General features: G+C 70.3%; 16 protein-coding genes. 11 read left to right on the forward strand and 5 right to left on the reverse strand.

The features are described 5' to 3' along the window. Nucleotides 1-100 precede the first annotated feature (100 nt). The 3 genes from BIV24_RS23635 (at nucleotide 101) to BIV24_RS23645 (ending at nucleotide 5,080) form a co-directional block, all read left to right on the forward strand. Nucleotides 101-2,026, forward strand: coding sequence for an IucA/IucC family protein (locus tag BIV24_RS23635; RefSeq protein WP_425442588.1), 1,926 nt, complete (start codon nucleotides 101-103; stop codon nucleotides 2,024-2,026). 39 nt (nucleotides 2,027-2,065) lie between these two features. Continuing rightward, nucleotides 2,066-2,908 (forward strand): GNAT family N-acetyltransferase, encoded by an 843-nt coding sequence (locus BIV24_RS23640; RefSeq protein ID WP_071368434.1) that lies wholly within the window; start codon nucleotides 2,066-2,068, stop codon nucleotides 2,906-2,908. Nucleotides 2,909-3,106: 198 nt separating this feature from the next. Beyond that, nucleotides 3,107-5,080 carry an ATP-dependent DNA helicase gene (locus BIV24_RS23645; protein ID WP_071368435.1) on the forward strand — a complete coding sequence of 658 codons (1,974 nt, stop codon included), beginning with the start codon at nucleotides 3,107-3,109 and terminating at the stop codon, nucleotides 5,078-5,080. 174 nt (nucleotides 5,081-5,254) lie between these two features. Here BIV24_RS23645 and lexA read toward each other — a convergent pair whose 3' ends face one another. Further along, the gene (gene lexA / locus BIV24_RS23650; protein ID WP_071368436.1) at nucleotides 5,255-6,031 is read right to left on the reverse strand and encodes a transcriptional repressor LexA; all 777 of its coding nucleotides are present in this window, start codon (nucleotides 6,029-6,031) and stop codon (nucleotides 5,255-5,257) included. A 529-nt stretch (nucleotides 6,032-6,560) separates the two neighbouring features. Here lexA and nrdR point away from each other — a divergent pair. Next, nucleotides 6,561-7,112 carry a transcriptional regulator NrdR gene (gene nrdR, locus BIV24_RS23655; RefSeq protein WP_071368437.1) on the forward strand — a complete coding sequence of 184 codons (552 nt, stop codon included), beginning with the start codon at nucleotides 6,561-6,563 and terminating at the stop codon, nucleotides 7,110-7,112. Nucleotides 7,113-7,263: 151 nt separating this feature from the next. Then, complete coding sequence (locus BIV24_RS23660; protein ID WP_071368438.1) at nucleotides 7,264-10,149, forward strand: vitamin B12-dependent ribonucleotide reductase; 2,886 nt, start codon at nucleotides 7,264-7,266, stop codon at nucleotides 10,147-10,149. 106 nt (nucleotides 10,150-10,255) lie between these two features. Here BIV24_RS23660 and BIV24_RS23665 read toward each other — a convergent pair whose 3' ends face one another. Further along, a complete protein-coding gene (locus tag BIV24_RS23665) occupies nucleotides 10,256-10,789 on the reverse strand; it encodes a TerD family protein (protein ID WP_071368439.1) in 534 nt (177 codons plus the stop codon). Nucleotides 10,790-10,941: 152 nt separating this feature from the next. Here BIV24_RS23665 and BIV24_RS23670 point away from each other — a divergent pair, with 152 nt between their 5' ends. The 3 genes from BIV24_RS23670 to BIV24_RS23680 all read left to right on the forward strand — a co-directional run bounded on the left by BIV24_RS23670 (nucleotide 10,942) and on the right by BIV24_RS23680 (nucleotide 13,286). Then, nucleotides 10,942-11,547 carry a YdbC family protein gene (locus tag BIV24_RS23670; RefSeq protein WP_071368440.1) on the forward strand — a complete coding sequence of 202 codons (606 nt, stop codon included), beginning with the start codon at nucleotides 10,942-10,944 and terminating at the stop codon, nucleotides 11,545-11,547. Nucleotides 11,548-11,711: 164 nt separating this feature from the next. After that, entirely contained in the window at nucleotides 11,712-12,371 is a 660-nt protein-coding gene (locus BIV24_RS23675) for a histidine phosphatase family protein (RefSeq protein ID WP_071368441.1), read from the forward strand. Between the two features lie 12 nt (nucleotides 12,372-12,383). Continuing rightward, nucleotides 12,384-13,286, forward strand: a complete 903-nt coding sequence (locus BIV24_RS23680) for an ADP-ribosylglycohydrolase family protein (protein WP_071368442.1) — start codon at nucleotides 12,384-12,386, stop codon at nucleotides 13,284-13,286. 98 nt (nucleotides 13,287-13,384) lie between these two features. Here BIV24_RS23680 and BIV24_RS23685 read toward each other — a convergent pair whose 3' ends face one another. Further along, nucleotides 13,385-14,932, reverse strand: a complete 1,548-nt coding sequence (locus BIV24_RS23685) for an MFS transporter (RefSeq protein ID WP_071368443.1) — start codon at nucleotides 14,930-14,932, stop codon at nucleotides 13,385-13,387. A 174-nt stretch (nucleotides 14,933-15,106) separates the two neighbouring features. Between BIV24_RS23685 and BIV24_RS23690 the strand changes: the two genes are divergently transcribed. The 3 genes from BIV24_RS23690 to BIV24_RS23700 all read left to right on the forward strand — a co-directional run bounded on the left by BIV24_RS23690 (nucleotide 15,107) and on the right by BIV24_RS23700 (nucleotide 17,245). Continuing rightward, nucleotides 15,107-15,730 carry a TetR/AcrR family transcriptional regulator gene (locus BIV24_RS23690; protein WP_071368444.1) on the forward strand — a complete coding sequence of 208 codons (624 nt, stop codon included), beginning with the start codon at nucleotides 15,107-15,109 and terminating at the stop codon, nucleotides 15,728-15,730. A gap of 141 nt (nucleotides 15,731-15,871) precedes the next feature. Next, on the forward strand, nucleotides 15,872-16,573 hold the full coding sequence (locus BIV24_RS23695) for a ribonuclease HII (protein WP_071368445.1): 702 nt from the start codon (nucleotides 15,872-15,874) through the stop codon (nucleotides 16,571-16,573). Nucleotides 16,574-16,642: 69 nt separating this feature from the next. Then, nucleotides 16,643-17,245 (forward strand): hypothetical protein, encoded by a 603-nt coding sequence (locus BIV24_RS23700; RefSeq protein WP_079168476.1) that lies wholly within the window; start codon nucleotides 16,643-16,645, stop codon nucleotides 17,243-17,245. A gap of 341 nt (nucleotides 17,246-17,586) precedes the next feature. Here the strand turns inward: BIV24_RS23700 and BIV24_RS23705 are convergent, their stop codons facing one another. Together BIV24_RS23705 and BIV24_RS23710 are read right to left on the reverse strand one after the other, a co-directional pair. Beyond that, nucleotides 17,587-18,219, reverse strand: a complete 633-nt coding sequence (locus BIV24_RS23705; protein WP_071368447.1) for a hypothetical protein — start codon at nucleotides 18,217-18,219, stop codon at nucleotides 17,587-17,589. A 223-nt stretch (nucleotides 18,220-18,442) separates the two neighbouring features. Continuing rightward, nucleotides 18,443-20,644, reverse strand: coding sequence for a RecQ family ATP-dependent DNA helicase (locus tag BIV24_RS23710; protein ID WP_071368448.1), 2,202 nt, complete (start codon nucleotides 20,642-20,644; stop codon nucleotides 18,443-18,445). Nucleotides 20,645-20,696 lie beyond the last annotated feature (52 nt).

A 20,696-nucleotide genomic window follows, 5' to 3' on the forward strand; every position in this document is an offset into this window, starting at 1 on the left:
CGAACCGCCGGACAGGCCCAGGGTCCCGCACGCACCCGTACCGCCCCGCCCCGCCCCGGCCCGTCGCCGTACGAGCCGGAACGACCTCACGAGGAAGCCCTTGAACGCCATCCCCACCCCCGACGTCCCCGATCGGGAATCCGGCACCGTGCGGGCCGCCGCACTCGTACCGGAGTTCGACATGGTCCCCCCGCAGAAGGCAGCGTCACCAGAGGTCGAACAGCTGCACGGTGCCACCGTCGACCTGGTGGAACACCCCGACCCGGGGACGGCGGCCCAGGCCGCGACCGTGGAGAACCTGCTGCGCTGCTGGGTGCGCGAGAAAGGCCTCGCGCCTCCCACCGACGGCACCCTGCGCATCCCGCTTCCCGTCGGCGGTACGGCCCTCCACGTACCGGTGCACTACTGGTCCGCGACCGGCTGGCACCGCTTCGGCTCCCCGGTCGCAGCACGGGCCGACACGCCGGAGCCGGCTCCTCCCGCGGACGCGACGACCGTGGCGGCGCTGCTGGCACGGGAGACCACGGGGAACCACTCCGCGCCGGGCTCCGAGCCCGGCGCGGAATCCGCTCACCATGCCGACCTGGTGAGCCGGGTCGCCGATTCCCTCCGCCTCACCACGATTTTCATCACGGACCGACGCGCGAGCCCTGCAGACGGGTCCGACCTCTTCCTCTCCGCAGAGCAGGCGCTGTTGCTCGGGCACCCGATGCACCCCACGGCCAAGAGCCGCGAGGGCCTCTCCGACACCGAGATCCGGCGCTACTCGCCCGAACTGCGCGGTCGCTTCCCGCTGCACTGGCTGGCGGTCGCGCCCTCGGTGGTCGCGGCCGACTCGGCGTGGACGGAACGGGGGCGGCGCGTGCCCGCCGGCCGGCTGACCGAACGGCTCGCCGGCTCGGGCCTCCCGTTGCCCGACGGCTTCACGGCGCTGCCGCTGCATCCCTGGCAGGCGCGCGAGGTCCGGCACCGCCCCGAGGCCGCCGCCCTGCTGGACGCCGGACTGCTCCGGGATCTCGGCCCGCACGGCGACTCCTGGCACCCCACCTCCTCCGTCCGTACCGTCCACCGCCCGGGTGCCCCCGCGATGCTCAAGCTGTCGCTGGGCCTGCGCATCACCAACTCCCGTCGTGAGCACCTCCGCAAGGAACTCCACCGGGGAGTCGAGGTGCACCGCCTGCTGCGCCGGGGCCTCGGCCGGCAGTGGCCGGCCGCGCACCCGGGCTTCGACATCGTCCGCGATCCGGCCTGGATCGCCGTCGACGACCTGGACGGCACACCCGTGACCGGTCTTGACGTGGTGATCCGCCACAACCCCTTCGCCCCGGCGGACGACGCCACCTGCGTCGCGGCACTGGTCTCGCCCAGGGCCGGTGCCCGGCCCGCCGGACCGCACCAACCCGCCGCGTGCTCCCGGCTCGCCGAGATCGTCACCCGCCTGGCGGGGCGCACCGGCCGTCCTCGCGGCGCGGTCGCCACCGAGTGGTTCCTGCGCTATCTCGAACATGTCGTCCGTCCCGTGCTCTGGCTGGACGGCGAGGCCGGCATCGCCCTGGAGGCACACCAGCAGAACACGGTGCTCCTGCTGGACCCGCAGGGCTGGCCCGCGGGCGGCCGTTACCGCGACAATCAGGGCTACTACTTCCGTGAGTCCCGTCGGGCCGAACTCGACGCCCGGCTGCCCGGTATCGGCGAGCACAGCGACACGTTCGTGCCCGACGAGGTCGCCGACGAACGCTTCGCGTACTACCTCGGCATCAACAACGTGTTCGGCCTCATCGGCGCGTTCGGCTCCCAACACCTCGCAGACGAACGGGTGTTGCTCGCCGCGCTGCGCCGCTTCCTCACCGGTGCCGCCACCGGCCCCGGCCGACTGCGCACGCCCCTGCCCGCCCGTCTGCTCGACTCACCCGTCCTGCGCTGCAAGGCCAATCTGCTGACCCGGCTGCACGGCCTCGACGAACTCGTCGGCCCGGTCGGCACCCAGTCCGTCTACGTCACCATCACCAACCCCCTTCACTCCTGAGGAACATGTCCCATCCCGTCTCCTGAGAGGAGCGTCGTCGTGCCTCCCGCTGACGCGAGCACCGACACCGGCACCGCCTCCGCCCCCGACACCGGCACGGGTGCCGGATCCAGCCGTGGCCCGCAGTCCGGTCCGGACTGCGAGGACACTCTCGACCTCAAACTCCCCGAAGAGTTCATGGCGTTCTGCGCCGGGGAAGAGGTGGATCGGCGCGGCGCCGCGAGCGCCACCACGGCCACGCATCCGGGAGCGACCGCCTCCCCGGCCGCGCCCCCCGCCGCCCCGCCGGGCGGCGACCTCCTCGACCACGTCGCCGACTGGGGCTCGATCACCACCTCCGTAGGCGACTTCCAACTCGTGCCCGTGAACCCCCGCCGTGATCTCCCGTTGGTTGTCCGTTGGATGAACGACCCCGCCGTCGCGGTCTTCTGGGATCTGGCAGGCCATGAGTCGGTGACCGAGCGGCATCTGCGCGCGCAACTCCTCGGCGACGGACGCAGCGTTCCCTGCCTCGGCGTTCTGGACGGCACACCGATGAGTTACTGGGAGATCTACCGGGCCGACCTCGACCCGCTGGCCCGCCACTATCCCGCCCGCCCTCACGACACCGGGATCCACCTCCTCATCGGCGGAGTCGCCGACCGCGGGCGCGGCCTCGGCTCCACGCTGCTGCGCGCCGTCGCCGACCTGGTCTTCGACCGGCGTCCCTCCTGTGCGCGTGTCGTGGCCGAACCCGACCTTCGCAACACCCCCTCCATCGCCGCCTTCCTGAGCGCCGGCTTCCGGTTCTCCGCCGAGGTCGACCTGCCCGACAAGCGGGCCGCCCTGATGGTCCGAGACCGGTCCCTGCGCCACCTGCTCCAGTTCCATCACTCTCTGTAACGGAGGGTGCCCTGTGTCGGTTCCCCGCCCGAGGAATCCCTGTGCCGAATCTGCTCCTCGCCCCGAATCCGTCCGTTCGGCCCGGTCACTCTCCGCGCTCCGCAGAACCGCGCCGACCCTCGTACTCCCCGCGGGCACATCGCGAGCCGTGGCGTTGATGCCCCTGTTGTCGGTGGTGGGCCGTAGGGTGGTCGCGCTATGACGAAGCCCTCTCTCCCCGAACTCCTGCACGCAGCCGTCACAGCCGTCGGCGGCTCGGAGCGCCCCGGCCAGGTGGCCATGGCCCAAGCCGTCGCGGAGGCGATCGACGACGGGTCCCATCTGCTGGTCCAGGCCGGCACCGGCACCGGAAAGTCGCTGGGCTACCTGGTGCCCGCGCTCGCGCACGGGGAGCCCGTCGTCGTGGCGACGGCCACCCTGGCGCTGCAGCGCCAGCTCGTCGAGCGTGACCTGCCGCGCACGGTCGAGGCGCTGCATCCGCTGCTGCGCCGCCGCCCGGAGTTCGCGATGCTCAAGGGCCGGTCGAACTACCTGTGCCTGCACCGTCTGCACGAGGGCGTGCCGCAGGACGAGGAGGACGGCCTCTTCGACCAGTTCGAGGCGGCCGCGCCCACCAGCAAGCTGGGGCAGGACCTGCTGCGGCTGCGGGACTGGTCGCAGGAGACGGAGAGCGGTGACCGCGACGACCTCACTCCGGGCGTCTCGGACCGCGCCTGGGCCCAGGTGTCGGTGTCGTCCCGTGAGTGCCTGGGCGCCTCGAAGTGCGCGTACGGCGCCGAGTGCTTTGCCGAGATGGCCCGCGAGCGCGCCAAGCTCGCCGAGGTGATCGTCACGAACCACGCGCTGCTCGCGATCGACGCCATCGAGGGCGCGCCGATCCTCCCGCAGCACGAGGTGCTGATCGTCGACGAGGCCCACGAGCTGGTCTCCCGGGTGACGGGTGTCGCCACCGGCGAACTCACCCCCGGCCAGGTCAACCGTTCGGTGCGCCGGGCGGCCAAGCTCGTCGACGAGAAGGCCGCCGACCAGCTCCAGACGGCTGCCGAGGGCTTCGAGCGGCTGATGGAACTGGCCCTGCCCGGCCGCCTGGAGGAGATCCCGGAGGACCTCGGCTATGCCCTGATGGCTTTGCGGGACGCCGCCCGTACGGTGATCTCCGCGCTCGGCACCACCCGTGACAAGTCCGTCCAGGACGAGGACGCCGTCCGCAAGCAGGCACTGGCCTCCGTGGAGACCGTGCACGACGTGGCGGAGCGGATCACCAACGGCTCCGAATGGGACGTCGTCTGGTACGAGCGCCACGACCGCTTCGGTGCCTCCTTGCGGGTCGCCCCGATGTCGGTGTCGGGGCTCCTCAGGGAGAAGCTCTTCGCGGACCGCTCGGTGGTTCTTGCCTCCGCCACGCTGAAGCTGGGCGGCGACTTCAACGGTGTGGGGGCGTCCCTCGGACTCGCCCCCGAGGGCACGGAGGGCGACGACCTCCCGAAGTGGAAGGGCGTCGACGTCGGTTCCCCCTTCGACTATCCGAAACAGGGCATCCTGTATGTCGCCCGGCACCTGTCGCGGCCCGCGCGGGACGGCGACCGCGCGGACATGCTGGACGAGCTGACGGAGCTGATCCAGGCGGCCGGCGGCCGCACGCTGGGCCTGTTCTCGTCGATGCGGGCCGCCCAGCTCGCCGCCGAGGAACTGCGCACCCGCATCCCCGAGTTCCCGATCCTCCTCCAAGGTGAGGAGACGCTCGGCGAGTTGATCAAGAACTTCGCGGCGGACCCGAAGACATGTCTCTTCGGCACGCTGTCGCTCTGGCAGGGCGTCGATGTCCCCGGCTCGAGCTGCCAGTTGGTGATCATGGACAAGATCCCCTTCCCGCGCCCCGACGACCCGTTGATGAGCGCCCGCCAGAAGGCCGTCGAGGACGCCGGGGGCAATGGCTTCATGGCCGTCGCGGCGACGCACGCCGCGCTGCTGATGGCGCAGGGCGCCGGCCGTCTGGTACGGGCGTCGGAGGACCGCGGTGTGGTCGCCGTGCTGGACCAGCGGCTGGCCACGGCCCGCTACGGCAGCTATCTGAAGGCGTCCCTGCCCGACTTCTGGTACACGACCGACCGCAATCAGGCGCGGAAGTCGCTGGCGGCGATCGACGCGGCGGCGAAGGAGAACGAGGCGTAACCGGGCGGGGTTCGGTTGTGTCCCCGGTGCGCTGGCTCGCGGCCCGAGCCGCGAGGCAGCGCACCGGGGAATTCCGTGGGGTTCCGGACAGCATGGGGCCCCGGAACCGGCGCAGGGGTTCCGGGGCCCGGATCAGGGGGCGCGCGTCGGAGAGGGTTGCCCGCCGCGGTCGGGTCATACCCGCCGCAGCACCGCCACCACCTTGCCGAGGATCGTCGCCTCATCGCCGGGAATCGGCTGGTAGGCGGAGTTGTGCGGCAGCAGCCAGACGTGACCGTCCTCGCGCTTGAAGCGCTTGACCGTGGCCTCGCCGTCGAGCATCGCGGCGACGATGTCACCGTTCTCGGCGACGGGCTGGCGGCGGACCGTGACCCAGTCGCCGTCGCAGATCGCGGCCTCGATCATGGAGTCGCCGACGACCTTCAGGACGAACAGCTCGCCGTCGCCGACAAGCTGCCGGGGGAGCGGGAAGACGTCCTCGACGGATTCCTCGGCGAGGATGGGGCCACCGGCGGCGATGCGGCCGACGAGCGGGACGTAGGACGCGGCCGGCTTGCCCGCGGTGTCGGTGGGCTGCACGGAGGTCGACTGGTCCGAACCGCGCACCTCGTATGCGCGCGGGCGATGGGGGTCGCGACGCAGGAAGCCCTTGCGCTCCAGGGCCATCAGCTGGTGGGCCACTGAGGAGGTGCTGGAGAGGCCGACGGCCTGGCCGATCTCCCGCATTGACGGAGGGTAGCCACGCCGTTGCACGGAGTCCCGGATGACCTCGATCACCCGGCGCTGCCGGTCGGTCAGTCCGGAGCTGTCCGCCCGGATGCCTGGAGGACGACCGGGCAGGGACCTCTTGGGCCCCTCGTGGTTCGTGGCTTCGTTCATGGCATGCACCGGCTCGAGTCGGCCCTGGGGGCGGTCCTGGGCAGTGGTGGCACTGTCTGCGGTGGTGGTCACGTCGGCCCCTCTCGATGGTCTCCCGTGCAGCACAACGGTAATTGCTTTCGAAAGGTTGCGCCAAACACACGTTCGAGTGAAATTCCGCGAATTACCGGGCGTGATCGGGCGCCCAGGTGTATGGCCTGTGCTGTTCTCGGCGGACAAAAGTGTTCATTGCTGTACTCTTCACCGCCGGGGCGATGGCCCCGCATGCCGCCGTGGCCGACGCTCAGTCTGCCATCCGGAGTCCCGCTGGACGGGAACCGCCCCCTTCGTCGTCGGCGTCTGTGCGGCGTGCACCCGTATCCGGATGCGACCCGGTTTCGGATCGCCCGCGCGGCACGTGCTCATCCGCCTGTGTCAGGCGTGTCTCTGGTGAATGTGCGAGCTGATCGCTACATGTAGTGGTTGGATCGCGACGCTGTCCCACAAGTTGTGGTGCCTGGTCTTCGGGGCTCTGGCGATCGCCTATGCTTGGGGCTGCTTCGAAGGGGCCCCTGAGGCCTCGCGAGGTCTATGAGCCGTGCCGAAAAGGAGGGTTGGAGCCATGCACTGTCCCTTCTGCAGGCACCCCGACAGCCGCGTCGTCGACAGTCGTACGACCGACGACGGAACGTCGATCCGCAGGCGTCGTCAGTGCCCCGACTGCTCCCGTCGTTTCACGACCGTGGAGACGTGCTCGCTGATGGTGGTCAAGCGGTCCGGAGTCACCGAGCCCTTCAGTCGCACCAAGATCATCAATGGCGTGCGCAAGGCGTGCCAGGGGCGGCCCGTCACCGAGGATGCGCTCGCCCAGCTCGGCCAGCGGGTCGAGGAGGCGGTGCGGGCCACCGGAAGTGCCGAGCTGACCACCCATGACGTGGGTCTGGCCATACTCGGCCCCTTGCAGGAACTCGACCTCGTCGCCTACCTGCGGTTCGCGTCCGTGTACCGGGCGTTCGACTCGCTGGACGACTTCGAGGCGGCGATCGCGGAACTCAGGAAGCAGCAGCGGGAGCGCTCCGCCGTGGACGACACCCCGGACATCGAGTGTCAGGGAATCGATCGCGGGCCCGGAGGGACGGTCGACGTCCCCGTGCCCGCCACCGCCACCGACTGACGGGAAGGCCGGCCGGAGCCGGCTCGTCGGTGGCGCACACAGACCCGTCACGCGCTCGCGCACGATGCGCGTGACAAGTCAGACATACGACACGGTGCCACGGGAAGAAACGGGGCACTTTAGGGCGTTTTGCCCGATACAGGGAGGCGGCATGACAGAGACGGCGAGCGGTCCGGCACGAGGTTCCCGGGGCAAGGGGGCCAAGGCCACCAAGGGACTGCGGGTCGAGCGCATCCACACCACCCCCGGCGTGCATCCGTACGACGAGGTCGAGTGGGCGCGTCGTGACGTCGTCATGACCAACTGGCGCGACGGCTCGGTCAACTTCGAGCAGCGTGGCGTCGAGTTCCCCGATTTCTGGTCGGTGAACGCGGTCAACATCGTCACCAGCAAGTACTTCCGGGGTGCCGTGGGCACGCCGCAGCGCGAGACCAGCCTCAGGCAGCTGATCGACCGCATCGTGAAGACGTACCGGAAGGCCGGCGAGGACTACAAGTACTTCGCCTCGCCCGCCGACGCGGAGATCTTCGAGCACGAACTGGCGTACGCCCTCCTGCACCAGATCTTCAGCTTCAACAGCCCCGTCTGGTTCAACGTCGGCACCCCGCAGCCCCAGCAGGTCTCCGCCTGCTTCATCCTGTCCGTCGACGACTCCATGGAGTCGATCCTCGACTGGTACAAGGAAGAGGGCATGATCTTCAAGGGCGGCTCCGGCGCCGGCCTGAACCTCTCCCGCATCCGCTCCTCCAAGGAGCTGCTCTCCTCCGGCGGCAACGCCTCCGGCCCGGTCTCCTTCATGCGGGGCGCCGACGCCTCAGCCGGAACGATCAAGTCGGGCGGCGCCACCCGCCGCGCCGCCAAGATGGTGATCCTGGACGTCGACCACCCGGACGTCGAGAACTTCATCGAGACCAAGGTCCAGGAGGAGGAGAAGATCCGCGCCCTGCGCGACGCGGGCTTCGACATGGACCTGGGCGGCGAGGACATCACCTCCGTCCAGTACCAGAACGCCAACAACTCGGTCCGCGTCAACGACACCTTCATGAAGGCCGTCGAGACCGGCGGGCAGTTCGGCCTGCGCGCCCGCATGACCGGTGAGGTCATCGAGGAGGTCGACGCCAAGGCGCTCTTCCGCAAGATGGCCGAGGCCGCCTGGGCCTGCGCCGACCCCGGCATCCAGTACGACGACACGATCAACCACTGGCACACGTGCCCCGAGTCCGGTCGTATCAACGGCTCGAACCCGTGCAGCGAGTACATGCACCTGGACAACACGTCCTGCAACCTCGCCTCGCTGAACCTGATGAAGTTCCTGAAGGACGACGGCAAGGGCAACCAGTCCTTCGACGTCGAGCGCTTCGCCAAGGTGGTCGAGCTGGTCATCACCGCGATGGACATCTCGATCTGCTTCGCGGACTTCCCGACCCAGAAGATCGGCGAGAACACCCGCGCCTTCCGCCAGCTCGGCATCGGCTACGCCAACCTCGGCGCCCTCCTCATGGCGACCGGGCACGCGTACGACTCCGACGGCGGCCGCGCCCTGGCCGGCGCCATCACCTCCCTGATGACCGGCACGGCGTACAAGCGCTCCGCCGAGCTGGCCGCGGTCGTCGGCCCTTACGACGGCTACGCCCGCAACGAGCAGCCGCACCTGCGCGTCATGAAGCAGCACGCCGACGCCAACGCCACGGCCGTCCGGATGGACGACCTGGACACGTCGGTGTGGGCCGCCGCCACGGAGGCCTGGCAGGACGTGCTTCGTCTCGGTGAGAAGAACGGCTTCCGCAACTCCCAGGCGTCCGTCCTCGCGCCGACCGGCACCATCGGTCTCGCGATGTCCTGCGACACCACCGGTGTCGAGCCGGACCTGGCCCTGGTCAAGTTCAAGAAGCTGGTCGGCGGCGGTTCGATGCAGATCGTCAACGGCACCGTGCCGCAGGCGCTGCGCCGTCTCGGCTACCAGGAGGAGCAGATCGAGGCGATCGTCGCCCACATCGCCGAGCACGGCAATGTGATCGACGCGCCGGGCCTCAAGCACGAGCACTACGAGGTCTTCGACTGCGCCATGGGCGAGCGCGCCATCTCCCCGATGGGCCACGTCCGCATGATGGCCGCGATCCAGCCGTGGATCTCCGGCGCCATCTCCAAGACGGTCAACATGCCGGAGTCGGCGACCGTCGAGGAGGTCGAGGAGATCTACTTCGAGGCCTGGAAGCTGGGCATCAAGGCGCTCGCGATCTACCGCGACAACTGCAAGGTCGGCCAGCCGCTCTCCGCCAAGAAGAAGGAGACCGCCGAGAAGAAGGCGCAGAAGCCCGCTGCGGAGACCACGGTCGAGAAGGTCGTCGAGTACCGCCCGGTCCGCAAGCGCCTCCCGAAGGGTCGTCCCGGCATCACCACCTCCTTCACCGTCGGCGGCGCCGAAGGGTACATGACCGCCAACTCCTACCCGGACGACGGGCTGGGCGAGGTCTTCCTGAAGATGTCCAAGCAGGGCTCGACCCTCGCGGGCATGATGGACGCCTTCTCGATCGCCGTCTCGGTGGGTCTGCAGTACGGCGTTCCGCTGGAGACCTACGTCTCGAAGTTCACGAACATGCGCTTCGAGCCGGCCGGGATGACGGACGACCCGGACGTGCGGATGGCGCAGTCGATCGTCGACTACATCTTCCGTCGCCTGGCGCTGGACTTCCTGCCCTTCGAGACACGCTCCGCGCTCGGCATCCACTCCGCCGAGGAGCGTCAGCGCCACCTGGAGACCGGCTCGTACGAGCCGATCGACGAGGAGGTCGACGTCGAGGGGCTGGCCCAGTCGGCCCCGCGCACCCAGGAGCTGAAGGCGATCGCCGCCCCGAGGACCGAGGCCCCGGCGGCCCAGCCGGCCCCGAAGCAGGCGCACACCAGTGCCGAACTGGTGGAGATGCAGCTGGGCATCCAGGCGGACGCTCCGCTGTGCTTCTCCTGCGGCACCAAGATGCAGCGGGCGGGTTCCTGCTACATCTGCGAGGGCTGCGGCTCGACGAGCGGGTGCAGCTGACCTGATCCCCTGAAGGGCGGCACGACCGACGGTCGTGCCGCCCTTCGGCGTCCGTGGCAATCCGTTCGGGGAGCCGTGGCACCGAGGGCTCCCTTCAGGAAGGGGCTCAGGAGTCGCGGGGGCCGCCCATGAGACGGGCGAAGCCCGCCGGGTCCGTGTCGTAGCCGTGAATTCCCGGGCGGAACGTCCACTCGCCGGAGTCGTCGCGGACGAACTCGGCCACCGTCGCCGCCGTCGACCCGAGGACACCGCCGAAGTCGTTCTCGGCGAGGACCGTGTAGCCGTCGCGCAGACGCAGCGCCGGGTTCAGGACGTCGACGAACGTCCTGCGTCCGGTGTGCTGCTGGATGACGACGCCGCCCACCACGCGTGCGTACCGGCTGTCGAGCCGGTACAGCTCCAGTGTCATGATCTCGTCCCAGCCGAAACCTTTGCCGTCGGTGCTGTCACGGTTCAGATAGATCGTGCCGTCCGGGGAACGGCTGTCGAAGTGCACGACGTACGCGGGCTCCCCGTACGGATCCGCCGACAGGTAGGTGGCGGCCACGATGTCGAGATCGGTGGGCGGCCGACCTGCCGGGCTCGGGTCCCACTTCACCGCCAGTTCCGCCTTGCGGATGCCCTTGTTGAGACCGCTCATCACACATCCCTCCCCGCTGCCATGCCTTCTCCGCACGAACTCCAGTGCAAGAAGGGCCAGTTGTCCATAGTGCCTTGCGCGCCGGGGTCTTCGTCCGGGTGGTCTCCGCCGGGGACTGACCGAGGCCACGCCTGGGGCCTTACGATGGCGCGGTGCTGGTCAAGTGGATTCGCTGCACCGTGGTCGACCGCCGCGGTTTCGAGCGGGGGCAGCGAAAATGGGCGGGGCTTCTGGGGGAGCCGGGCTTCCGGGGACAGGGCGGGGGCTGGAGCCGGGTGCGGCCCGGTGTGGCGCACATCTTCGCGTTCTGGGAGAGCCGCGCCTTCTACGACTCGTTCATGGCCCGTTCCCACGACCGGCTCGCCGCCTCGCAGTCCGGCACGTTCAAGGACCAGCAGGTCAGGCTGTTCGACCACCGCTTCGATGTGAAGACCGGCTTCGAGCCCCGCTTCGCGGACGCCGATCTGGTGCGTGTCGCGCACTGCCGGGTCCACGAGGAGCGGGCCGAGCACTTCGCGCTGATGCAGGAGAAAGTGTGGAACCCGGCCATGGCCGGCTCGCCGGGCATGATCCGCGGGCTGTTCGGCGAGGCGCCGGGGCATGAGTTCCTGATCCTGTCGATGTGGCAGTCGGCCGCCGAGCACGGCAAGTACCGTGCCGAGCGCGTGGAGCGCCTGGCGCTGAGGGCGCAGACGGAAGCGGACATCGCCGCGCTCACCGGCGACGTCGTGGACATGGAGCCGACCTGGACGGTGTGAGTCCGCGGCAGGGGCGACCGCGGCGGCCCGGGGTGGGCCCCGGATGACCGTGGACGTCCACGCGTGACCCGCGCCGTCCGGAGGGACGCGTCTTCGATGTGACCCGCGCCGTGTGGAGTCCCCTCGGGTGCCCGTCCAGGCACCACTCGGTCTAGGGTTTCGGCATGGCACGACCACGGCGCATCGTCCTTGTCCGGCACGGCGAGTCGGAGGGCAACGCCGATGACTCCGTGTACGAACGCGCGCCCGACCACGCGCTGCCCCTCACCGCGAGGGGATGGCGGCAGGCGGAGGAGACGGGCAGGCGGCTGCGGGAGACCTTCGGCCGGGAGCGCGTCAGCGTGTACGTCTCCCCGTACCGCCGCACGCACGAGACGCTCCAGGCCTTCCGCCTGGACCCGGAGCTCGTCCGCGTCCGGGAGGAGCCCCGGCTGCGCGAGCAGGACTGGGGTAACTGGCAGGACCGCGACGATGTACGGCTCCAGAAGGAGTACCGGGATGCGTACGGGCACTTCTTCTACCGCTTCGCCCAGGGCGAGTCCGGCGCCGATGTGTACGACCGGGTGGGAGGTTTCCTGGAGAGCCTGTTCCGAAGCTTCGAGGCCCCCGATCACCCGTCGAACGTTCTCCTGGTGACTCATGGACTGGCCATGCGGCTGTTCTGTATGCGCTGGTTCCACTGGACGGTCGCGGAATTCGAATGCCTCTCGAACCCCGGGAACGGCGAGACCCGCACGCTTCTCCTCGGGGAGGATGGTACATACTCGCTCGACCGGCCGTTCGAGCGTTGGCGTGATCCGCAACCGTACTGGGTCACCGGATAGAGTGGCAGAACGATGACCGCTGACTCCTCTTCCCGGCGCCTGGAACGCGCCTTGGCCAGCCTGCGCGGGCTGTCGGTGGGGGACGCGCTGGGCTCGCAGTTCTTCGTCCCCGCGAACTATCCGCTGCTCAAGCGCCGCGAGCTGCCGTCGGGCCCCTGGCAGTGGACGGACGACACGGAGATGGCCTGCTCCATCGTGTCCGTCCTGCTCCGGCACCGACGCATCGACCAGGACGCACTGGCCCGCTCCTTCGCCGAGCACCATGACTTCGACCGTGGCTACGGACCCGCCGTGGGCCGTCTCCTCCGGCTCGTCCGGGAGGGCGGTGACTGGCGCGAGCTGGCCGCGGCGTTGTTCGAGGGGCAGGGGTCGTGGGGGAACGGCGCGGCCATGCGGATCGCGCCCCTGGGCGCCTGGTATGCCGATGATCCCGAGCAGGCCACGCACCAGGCGGAGATCTCCGCGTATCCCACGCACCAGCATCGCGAGGCCGTGGTCGGTGCCATGGCCGTCGCCGCGGCGGCCGCCTTCGTCGCCGGTCCGGCGGGGCCGCCGAGCGCCGAGGCGCTGCTCGACGGCGTCATCGCACTCGTGCCGAAGAGCGCCGTCGGAGCCGGGCTGCGGCGGGCGCGGGACATGCTCGACTACGGCGACGCGGTGACCGTCGCCGCCGTACTGGGTTGCGGGCGGCGTACGACGGCGCACGACACGGTGCCGTTCGCGCTCTGGTCGGCCGCGCGCACCCTCGGCGACTACGAGCAGGCCTTCTGGACGACTGCCCAGGTGGGCGGTGACGTGGACACCACCTGCGCCATCGTCGGCGGAGTGATCGCCTCGGGGAAGGCCGGGGCGCCGCCCGCGGAGTGGCTCGAGCGGGCGGAACCGCTGCCCGACTGGGCGCCTTCGGCGGCGTAGGCGACCGGAGCGCGGCCGTCCTCCTCCCGGGCGCGGTCCGGCCGACGCGGGTTCCTGCCCCCGGTCGGTGGACCGGGAGCAGGAACGGGCGGATCCTCTCAGCCCGCGGCAGGACCGGCCGCGCCGGCCAGGGCCTCCAGGTCGCTCTTGCGTACGCGGATCACCGACGCGGCCGTGGCCAGGGCGAGTACGGCCATTGCGGCGGCCAGGATGAAGGCCATCGAGATGCCGTGCGCGAGTACCTCGTGCCCCCAGGGAGCCGGCAGTCGGTGTGTCCTGGCGAACTCCGCCTTCTGCTCGGCCGTTCCGTCCGTCAGGAACTTCGGTATCTGCTTGGCAGCCTCGTTCCGGCTGGCCGTGCCGAACACCGTGGTCAGGATGGACAGGCCGAGCGAACCGCCCACCTGCTGCGTGGTGTTGAGCAGGCCCGAGGCCGCACCCGCCTCGTGCTGGGCGACGCCCGAGACCGCGGTCAGCGTCAGCGTCACGAAGTTCAGGCCCATGCCGAAGCCGAACGTCAGCATCGGTCCGAGCACTCCTGAGACGTACGAGCTGTCGGGGCTGATGAACGTCAGCCAGCCGAGCCCGATGACGACCAGAGTCGCGCCCACCAACATGAACGGCTTGGGGCCCAGCACCGGCAGGAACCGCTGCGACAGGCCCGCGCCGATCACGATCGCCACCGTCACCGGAAGGAAGGCCAGTCCTGCCGAGATCGGCGTGTACCCCAGCACGTTCTGCACGAAGAGCACGATGTAGAAGAACATCCCGAACATCGCCGCGGCCAGGCTCAGCATGATCACGTACGTGCCCGAGCGGTTGCGGTCGGCGAACATCCTCAGCGGGGTGATCGGGTCCAGAGCCCGCGTTTCTATGAAGGCGAACGAGGCCAACAGCACGACGGCCGCACCGAAGGACCCGATGCTCACGCTGTCCCGCCAGCCCTCCTCGGAGGCGCGGATGAAGCCGTACACCAAGGACGCCATGCCGAGCGTCGAGGTGACCGCACCCGCGATGTCGAAGCGCCCCGGGTGCCGTGGGGACTCGCTGATGAACCGCGGTGTCAGCACGGCGATCAGAACGCCGATGGGCACGTTGACGAAGAGGACCCAGCGCCAGTCGAGCCATTCCGTGAGCATGCCACCGGCCAGCAGGCCGATCGCGCCGCCACCGGCCGAGACTGCGGCGAAGACGCCGAACGCCCGGTTCCGTTCGGGGCCTTCGGGGAAGGTGGTGGTGATGAGAGCCAGCGCGGTGGGCGACGCGATGGCACCACCCATGCCCTGCAGGGCGCGCGCGGCCAGCAACTGCCAGGGTTCCTGGGCCAGTCCACCGAGCAGCGAGGCAAAGGTGAACAGCAGGATGCCGGTCATGAAGACCCGGCGTCGGCCGAGGATGTCGCCGGCCCGGCCGCCGAGAAGCAGCAGACCGCCGAAGGTGAGCGTGTACGCGCTGACCACCCACGTCAGCTCGGTCGTGCTGAACTTGAGTGCGTCTTGAATGTGCGGGAGCGCGATGTTCACAATCGTCGCGTCGAGTACCACCATGAGTTGGCAGGCCACGATGACGGCGAGTGCGATGCCCGGGCGCCGTTCCGGGCGTAGGGCTCCCGGCTTCTGATCCTGGATCAATGGAGAGGTAGTCACTATGAGTCCCCCACAAGTGCGTTAGTGAACGACCGCGTTCACTGTCGCGTCCAAAGGTAATGAGTCCCCGTCAGTGAACGCAAGCGTTCACTGAGTTCATTGCCGTACGGCGACGCCCGACCGCTCGCCCCTTCCCGGAACCCCCGCTTCCTCATGCTCAACGGAGATACGCAGATGGCTCCTTCGTCCTTGACAGCCACCTCCGCGCAGCCGGTCTCACTTCGCCGACGCGGTGCTGTGCTCGAACGCGCGATCCTCGACGCCGCGTTGCAGCAACTCAGTACTGTCGGCTGGAACGGCCTCACCATGGAGGGCGTCGCAGCCGCCGCTCAGACCGGCAAGGCCGCGGTCTATCGCCGCTGGTCGTCCAAGGAGGACCTCGTCGCGGACGCGCTCCAGGCCGGACTGCCGAGCTTCGACCGGGCGCCCGACCTCGGGAGCGTGCGCGAGGACCTGCTGGTGCTGTGCCGGCAGGGTCGGGAGGCGATGTACTCACGTCCGGGTCTGGCGCTTCGCTCGGTGGTTCACGAATGCGACACCCTGCAGGCCGAGCGCTTCCATGCCGTGATCTACGAGGGTGTCGTCGAGCCGATCATGAAACTGCTGCGCAAGGTCATCATCTGTGGAGTCGAGCGAGGTGAGGTGCGGAGTGGCGCTGCGAACGGGTACGTCTTCGATGTCATCCCGGCGATGATGATGTATCGCGCAAAGCTGTGCGGCAGTGAATGGTGCGAGCGGGACCTCGAAGAGATGGTCGATCAACTGATGGTTCCGCTACTGCGGCCGGAACGCGACTGATCCGGGGTCTCGGCGCGTGCGGGCACCGGCTGTGGCGCGCTGGTGACCACGTGCGCGGAACGGGCCGCCGAGGGGGTGCGCGGTGGCTTGGGGAAGCCGGGGTGTCGCCCGGGGATCCCGGCGTCGTACGCTAAGGGCGCCATGCCGTACGAACCTCCTACTCACACCGTCGAGCGCTCCCTTCGCGCCACGACCGGAGCGAAGGTCATCGCCGGTGTCGATGAGGTGGGGCGCGGCGCGTGGGCCGGCCCGGTCACCGTCTGCGCGGCGGTCACGGGCCTGCGCCGACCGCCCGAAGGCCTCACCGACTCCAAGCTGCTCACCGTCAAGCGGCGCACCGCGCTCGCCGAGCAACTGGAGAAGTGGGTGACGGCGTACGCCCTCGGTCATGCCTCTCCCGAGGAGATCGATGCCCTCGGGATGACGGCCGCGCTCCGGCTCGCGGCGGAGCGCGCCTTGGAGGCGCTGCCCATCCGCCCCGACGCGGTCATCCTCGACGGGAAGCACGACTACCTGGGGGCGCCCTGGAAGGTGCGTACGGTGATCAAGGGTGACCGGTCGTGCGTGGCGGTCGCGGCGGCTTCGGTGATCGCCAAGGTTCACCGCGACAAAATGATGGCCGAACTGAGCGTCGACCATGCAGACTTCGGTTTTGCGGCCAATGCCGGGTATCCGTCTCCCGTGCACAAGGCCGCACTGGAAGAGCGGGGCCCCACCCCGTACCACCGCTTGTCGTGGGCGTATCTTGATGCGCTGCCCCAGTGGCGGCACCTCAAGAAGGTCCGCAGCTGGGCGGACGGAAACGCGCCGGAGATCGAAGGCCAGCTCGGCTTCGACTTCTGACCGGTTCCGATCGCACTCATGTGCAACCCGCCGGAGCGTGTCGCATCGGCGTTTGATAAGAATCAGCTCATGCCTCTCATTCCCGAGGAGCCTCACATTCACGAGAGTGCCCAGGGTCCCCGCGTCACTCCGGCCGCCGGCCGTACCGCGCCGACCCCCCGTCCTGTACCCGGCCCCCGCCCCGCGGCCCCTGCGCGTCCCGGTCGTCCGGGGCCCGTCCGGCCGATGCCGGCTCAGCGCAGCTCGCGCGAGCCGGCGAAGCCGGAGCCGCCCGCTCCCACTGCAACCCCGCAGATCCAACTGATCCCGGCCTCCGTCGAGGGCGCGCTGGACGCCGCCGAGGAAGCCGTCGACCTGCTGCTGGAGTCCGGCCGTGCCCCCGCCGACGTGCTGGTGATCACCACCGGTGAGCAGCACCCGTGGGCCGCGCACGAGTTGTCCTTCGGCGAGGCCGCTTACTGGGCTCAGCACGATGCCGGTGACGACGTCTTCTACGCCGACGCCTCCGCCGTGTCGCGTGCCGTCGGCCGTCCGGTGGTCGTGGTCGCCGTCAACGGCGGCGTCGAAGCCGTCGCTGCCACGCTTCCGCAGGCACTCGGCCTGGCCGGTGCCCTGCTGATCGTCTGCGGTGATCCGAAGCAGATCAACTCGGTGCTGGGCGCGGGCGTCTGAGCGGTCCGGTCCCGGACCGGCCGTGTCCCGGCCCCGCGCCGCAGGCCTGGAGCCTCGGGTTCGGGTCGCGGCTCGGAGTGGGTGAGGGTGCCGCTTCGGCGGCGCCTGTACGGCGGTTGCTCGGGCCCGTGTCTCGGCCGGCCCGACCGGGCGTGTGCGCGTCGACGGCTGGGCGCCGCGCATACCGGGCTGACGGGCCGTGCGCGTAGGGCACCGTGGGCGAACCGACCGTCGGCGTGCCCGCGCCCCCCCCGCGGTGCCTTGGCGTCGCCTTGCGGCGCGCGAGCCCTTCGGCGGCCGTACGCGACGGAGGCCGGGGCGGCCCCGCGAGGTCGCCGTGTTCAGCGGGCGGCGGCCCGGCGCAGTACCTCCGAGGCGGCGCCCCCGGCCTGCGGCAGCGGCGTTGGTGCTTCCGTCAGGCCGAACGCTTCCGGCGATGACATCGCATGGGGGCGGCGCCCACCGCGGCCCTCACCGAGGACCTGCCAACCGTCACGCGTCAGCGTGATGTACGCACCGCACCGCAGCCCGTGCAGCGTGCATGCGTCGCGCAGACCCCACATCCACGCCCCGTCCTCCTCCGTCCAGTGCCTGTCGCCTTCACGGCAGTAGAGCAGCACGGCCGTGTGCACGGGCGTACGCCGCCGCAGATCGTGCGGGATGACCCGGCGCATCTGTGTGAGCAGCGCGTTGCGGAGCACCCAGCCGTCTGCCGGGGTGGGACGCCGGGTGAACGACGCGCTCGCCCGCAGCCGTTCGTCCGGATCCAGGACGGCCACGACGGCGGTGGAGGGCCGTGGCCGGTGACGGGCGTGCAGTCCGCTGACGACCTCCCGGGGATTGCGCAACAGCGGAATCCCGGCGTCTGCCCACTCCGCGGGCTCAAGCATCCGGGCCAGGGGAGTGGAAGCGGCGGACGGTTCGGTGGAGGCCGACCGGGATGCCACCGAGGACGGAGCGAATCCGAAGGTCACGATCCTCCCTTCGGCTACGCGCCCACACAGCGGGCGGGGTCGGACGTGGGGGAGCGCACACCGCAGCGGAGCCGCCGGATCACGGACGAGCCGTGCGGGGAACGGACCTCAATTCTTGCCGTCGAACTGGAATGCGGCAACGAGCAAGGAAGGCCGCCGACCGGTTTCTGGTGATGCGTGGCCATATCCCCTGTGCCACGCCGGCCCAGTGTGCTGGGACGGGTCACGACTGTACGGCGAGGACCAGCGGCAACACCCCCTCGGCCCCGGCCCGTCGAAGCAGTCTCGCTGCCACCGCCATGGTCCATCCCGTCTCCATCAGGTCGTCCACGAGCAGGACGGGACCGCTGGATTCCCGGAGGGCCGATGCCAGCGAGGGCGGCACGGTCAGCGCCCCGTCGAGCGCCTGCAGTCGTTGCGCGCTGTTGCTGCGCGGCACTCGTGGGAGGTCACCCGCGTACTCCACGGACCCCAGCAGTGGCAGTCGCCCCACGTCCGCGATGCGCGCACCCAGGCTGTGGATCAGCCGCGGACGCGTACGGGAGGCCATGGTGACGACGCCGACCGGGCGCGGTGGTGCGTCGGGCTCTCCCGAGGCCCAGCCGCCGGGCCCCTTCGCCCAGTCGGCCAGCACGCCGACCATGGCCTTCGCGATGTCGTCCGGCACCGGTGCGTCCGGGGCCTGGGGCGCCAGCAGCGGCCGCAGCCGGTTGCCCCAGCCGATGTCCGAGAGCCGTCCCAGGGCCCGTCCGGGCGCGGCCTGTTCCCCGGCCGGGATGCGTCCCTTCAGATTCACGCCGATCGCCGGGAGGCCCGTCGGCCACATCTTGCGCGGCTCGACCTCGACCCCCGCCCGGCCGAGTTCACCGCGCGCCGCGTCCAATGCCGCAGGGGAGACGGAGTCGGTGAACCGCGGCCCGGCGCAGGTGTCGCAGCGTCCGCAGGGACCGGCCTGCTCGTCGTCCAGCTGCCGCCGCAGGAACTCCATCCGGCAGCCCGACGTCGTCACGTAGTCGCGCATCGACTGCTGCTCGGCCTCCCGCTGCTTGGCCACCCAGGCATAGCGCTCGGTGTCGTACGTCCACGGGACGCCCGTCGCGATCCAGCCGCCCTGCACCCGACGCACCGCACCGTCCACGTCGAGGACCTTGAGCATTGTCTCCAGCCGGGACCGGCGCAGCTCGACCTGAGGCTCGAGGGCGGGCAGGGACAGGGGACGGCCCGCCCGTGCCAGGACGTCCAGCGTGCGCCGCACCTGCTCCTCCGGCGGAAACGCGATGGAGGTGAAGTACTCCCAGATCGCCTGGTCCTCCCGGCCCGGCAGCAGCAGCACCTCGGCGTGCTCCACACCGCGCCCTGCGCGCCCCACCTGCTGGTAGTACGCGATCGGTGAGGAGGGTGAGCCGAGGTGCACCACGAAACCGAGATCCGGCTTGTCGAAGCCCATCCCGAGGGCCGACGTGGCGACCAGCGCCTTGACCCGGTTGGCCAGCAGGTCCTCCTCGGCCTGCTGCCGCTCGGCGTTCTCCGTCTTCCCCGTGTACGAGGCCACGGTGTGCCCGCACTGGCGCAGGAACGCGGCGACCTCTTCGGCTGCCGCCACCGTCAGCGTGTACACGATCCCGGACCCCGGCAGCTCGCCGAGGTGATCGGCGAGCCAGGCCATGCGATGGGCGGCGTCCGGAAGCCGGAGCACGCCGAGGCTCAGGCTCTCCCGGTCCAGTGGCCCGCGCAGGACCAGAGCGTCCGTACCGGCGCCGGTGCCGAGTTGTTCCGCCACGTCGGCCGTCACGCGCGCGTTGGCCGTCGCTGTGGTCGCCAGGACCGGCACGCCGGGCGGGAGGTCGGCGAGCATCGTGCGCAGTCGGCGGTAGTCGGGGCGGAAGTCGTGGCCCCAGTCGGAGATGCAGTGTGCCTCGTCGACCACGAGCAGGCCGGTCGCGGCCGCCAGCTCGGGGAGCACCCGGTCCCGGAAGTCGGGATTGTTGAGCCGCTCCGGGCTCACGAGCAGGACGTCCACGTCGCCCGCTGCCACTTCCGCCTGGACGGTGTCCCACTCCTGCGTATTGGAGGAGTTGATGGTGCGCGCGTGGATGCCGGCCCGGGCCGCGGCCTCGACCTGGTTGCGCATGAGGGCGAGGAGCGGCGAGACGATGACCGTGGGGCCCGAGCCCCGCTCGCGCAGCAGCGCGGTTGCGACGAAGTACACCGCGGACTTGCCCCAGCCGGTGCGCTGCACGACCAGTGCCCTGCGTCTGTCCGCCACCAGGGCCTCGATGGCACGCCACTGATCCTCACGCAGCCGGACCTCGCCTGCGGGCGCACCGACGAGCCTGGCGAGCACGGCGTCGGCCGCGGCGCGCAGGCCGTCCGGGGGTGTGGGGGTCGCTTCGTCCGTCGTGGGGTGCGGGTGTTCGTCGGTCATGACATCCATGCAACCTGATCGGCCGGACATCGCGCGAACGAGCCCGCTCACC

Origin of the sequence: Streptomyces colonosanans, assembly GCF_001866645.1 — a bacterium.
GTDB lineage: Bacteria > Actinomycetota > Actinomycetes > Streptomycetales > Streptomycetaceae > Streptomyces > Streptomyces colonosanans.

Bases quoted from the DNA above. Each gene is read 5' to 3' on its own strand.
- BIV24_RS23645 (WP_071368435.1), top strand. From the start codon at position 3,107: ATGACGAAGCCCTCTCTCCCCGAACTCCTGCACGCAGCCGTCACAGCC.
- nrdR (WP_071368437.1), top strand. From the start codon at position 6,561: ATGCACTGTCCCTTCTGCAGGCACCCCGACAGCCGCGTCGTCGACAGT.
- BIV24_RS23660 (WP_071368438.1), top strand. From the start codon at position 7,264: ATGACAGAGACGGCGAGCGGTCCGGCACGAGGTTCCCGGGGCAAGGGG.
- BIV24_RS23665 (WP_071368439.1), bottom strand. From the start codon at position 10,789: ATGAGCGGTCTCAACAAGGGCATCCGCAAGGCGGAACTGGCGGTGAAG.
- BIV24_RS23675 (WP_071368441.1), top strand. From the start codon at position 11,712: ATGGCACGACCACGGCGCATCGTCCTTGTCCGGCACGGCGAGTCGGAG.
- BIV24_RS23680 (WP_071368442.1), top strand. From the start codon at position 12,384: ATGACCGCTGACTCCTCTTCCCGGCGCCTGGAACGCGCCTTGGCCAGC.
- BIV24_RS23690 (WP_071368444.1), top strand. From the start codon at position 15,107: ATGGCTCCTTCGTCCTTGACAGCCACCTCCGCGCAGCCGGTCTCACTT.
- BIV24_RS23695 (WP_071368445.1), top strand. From the start codon at position 15,872: ATGCCGTACGAACCTCCTACTCACACCGTCGAGCGCTCCCTTCGCGCC.
- BIV24_RS23700 (WP_079168476.1), top strand. From the start codon at position 16,643: ATGCCTCTCATTCCCGAGGAGCCTCACATTCACGAGAGTGCCCAGGGT.
- BIV24_RS23710 (WP_071368448.1), bottom strand. From the start codon at position 20,644: ATGACCGACGAACACCCGCACCCCACGACGGACGAAGCGACCCCCACA.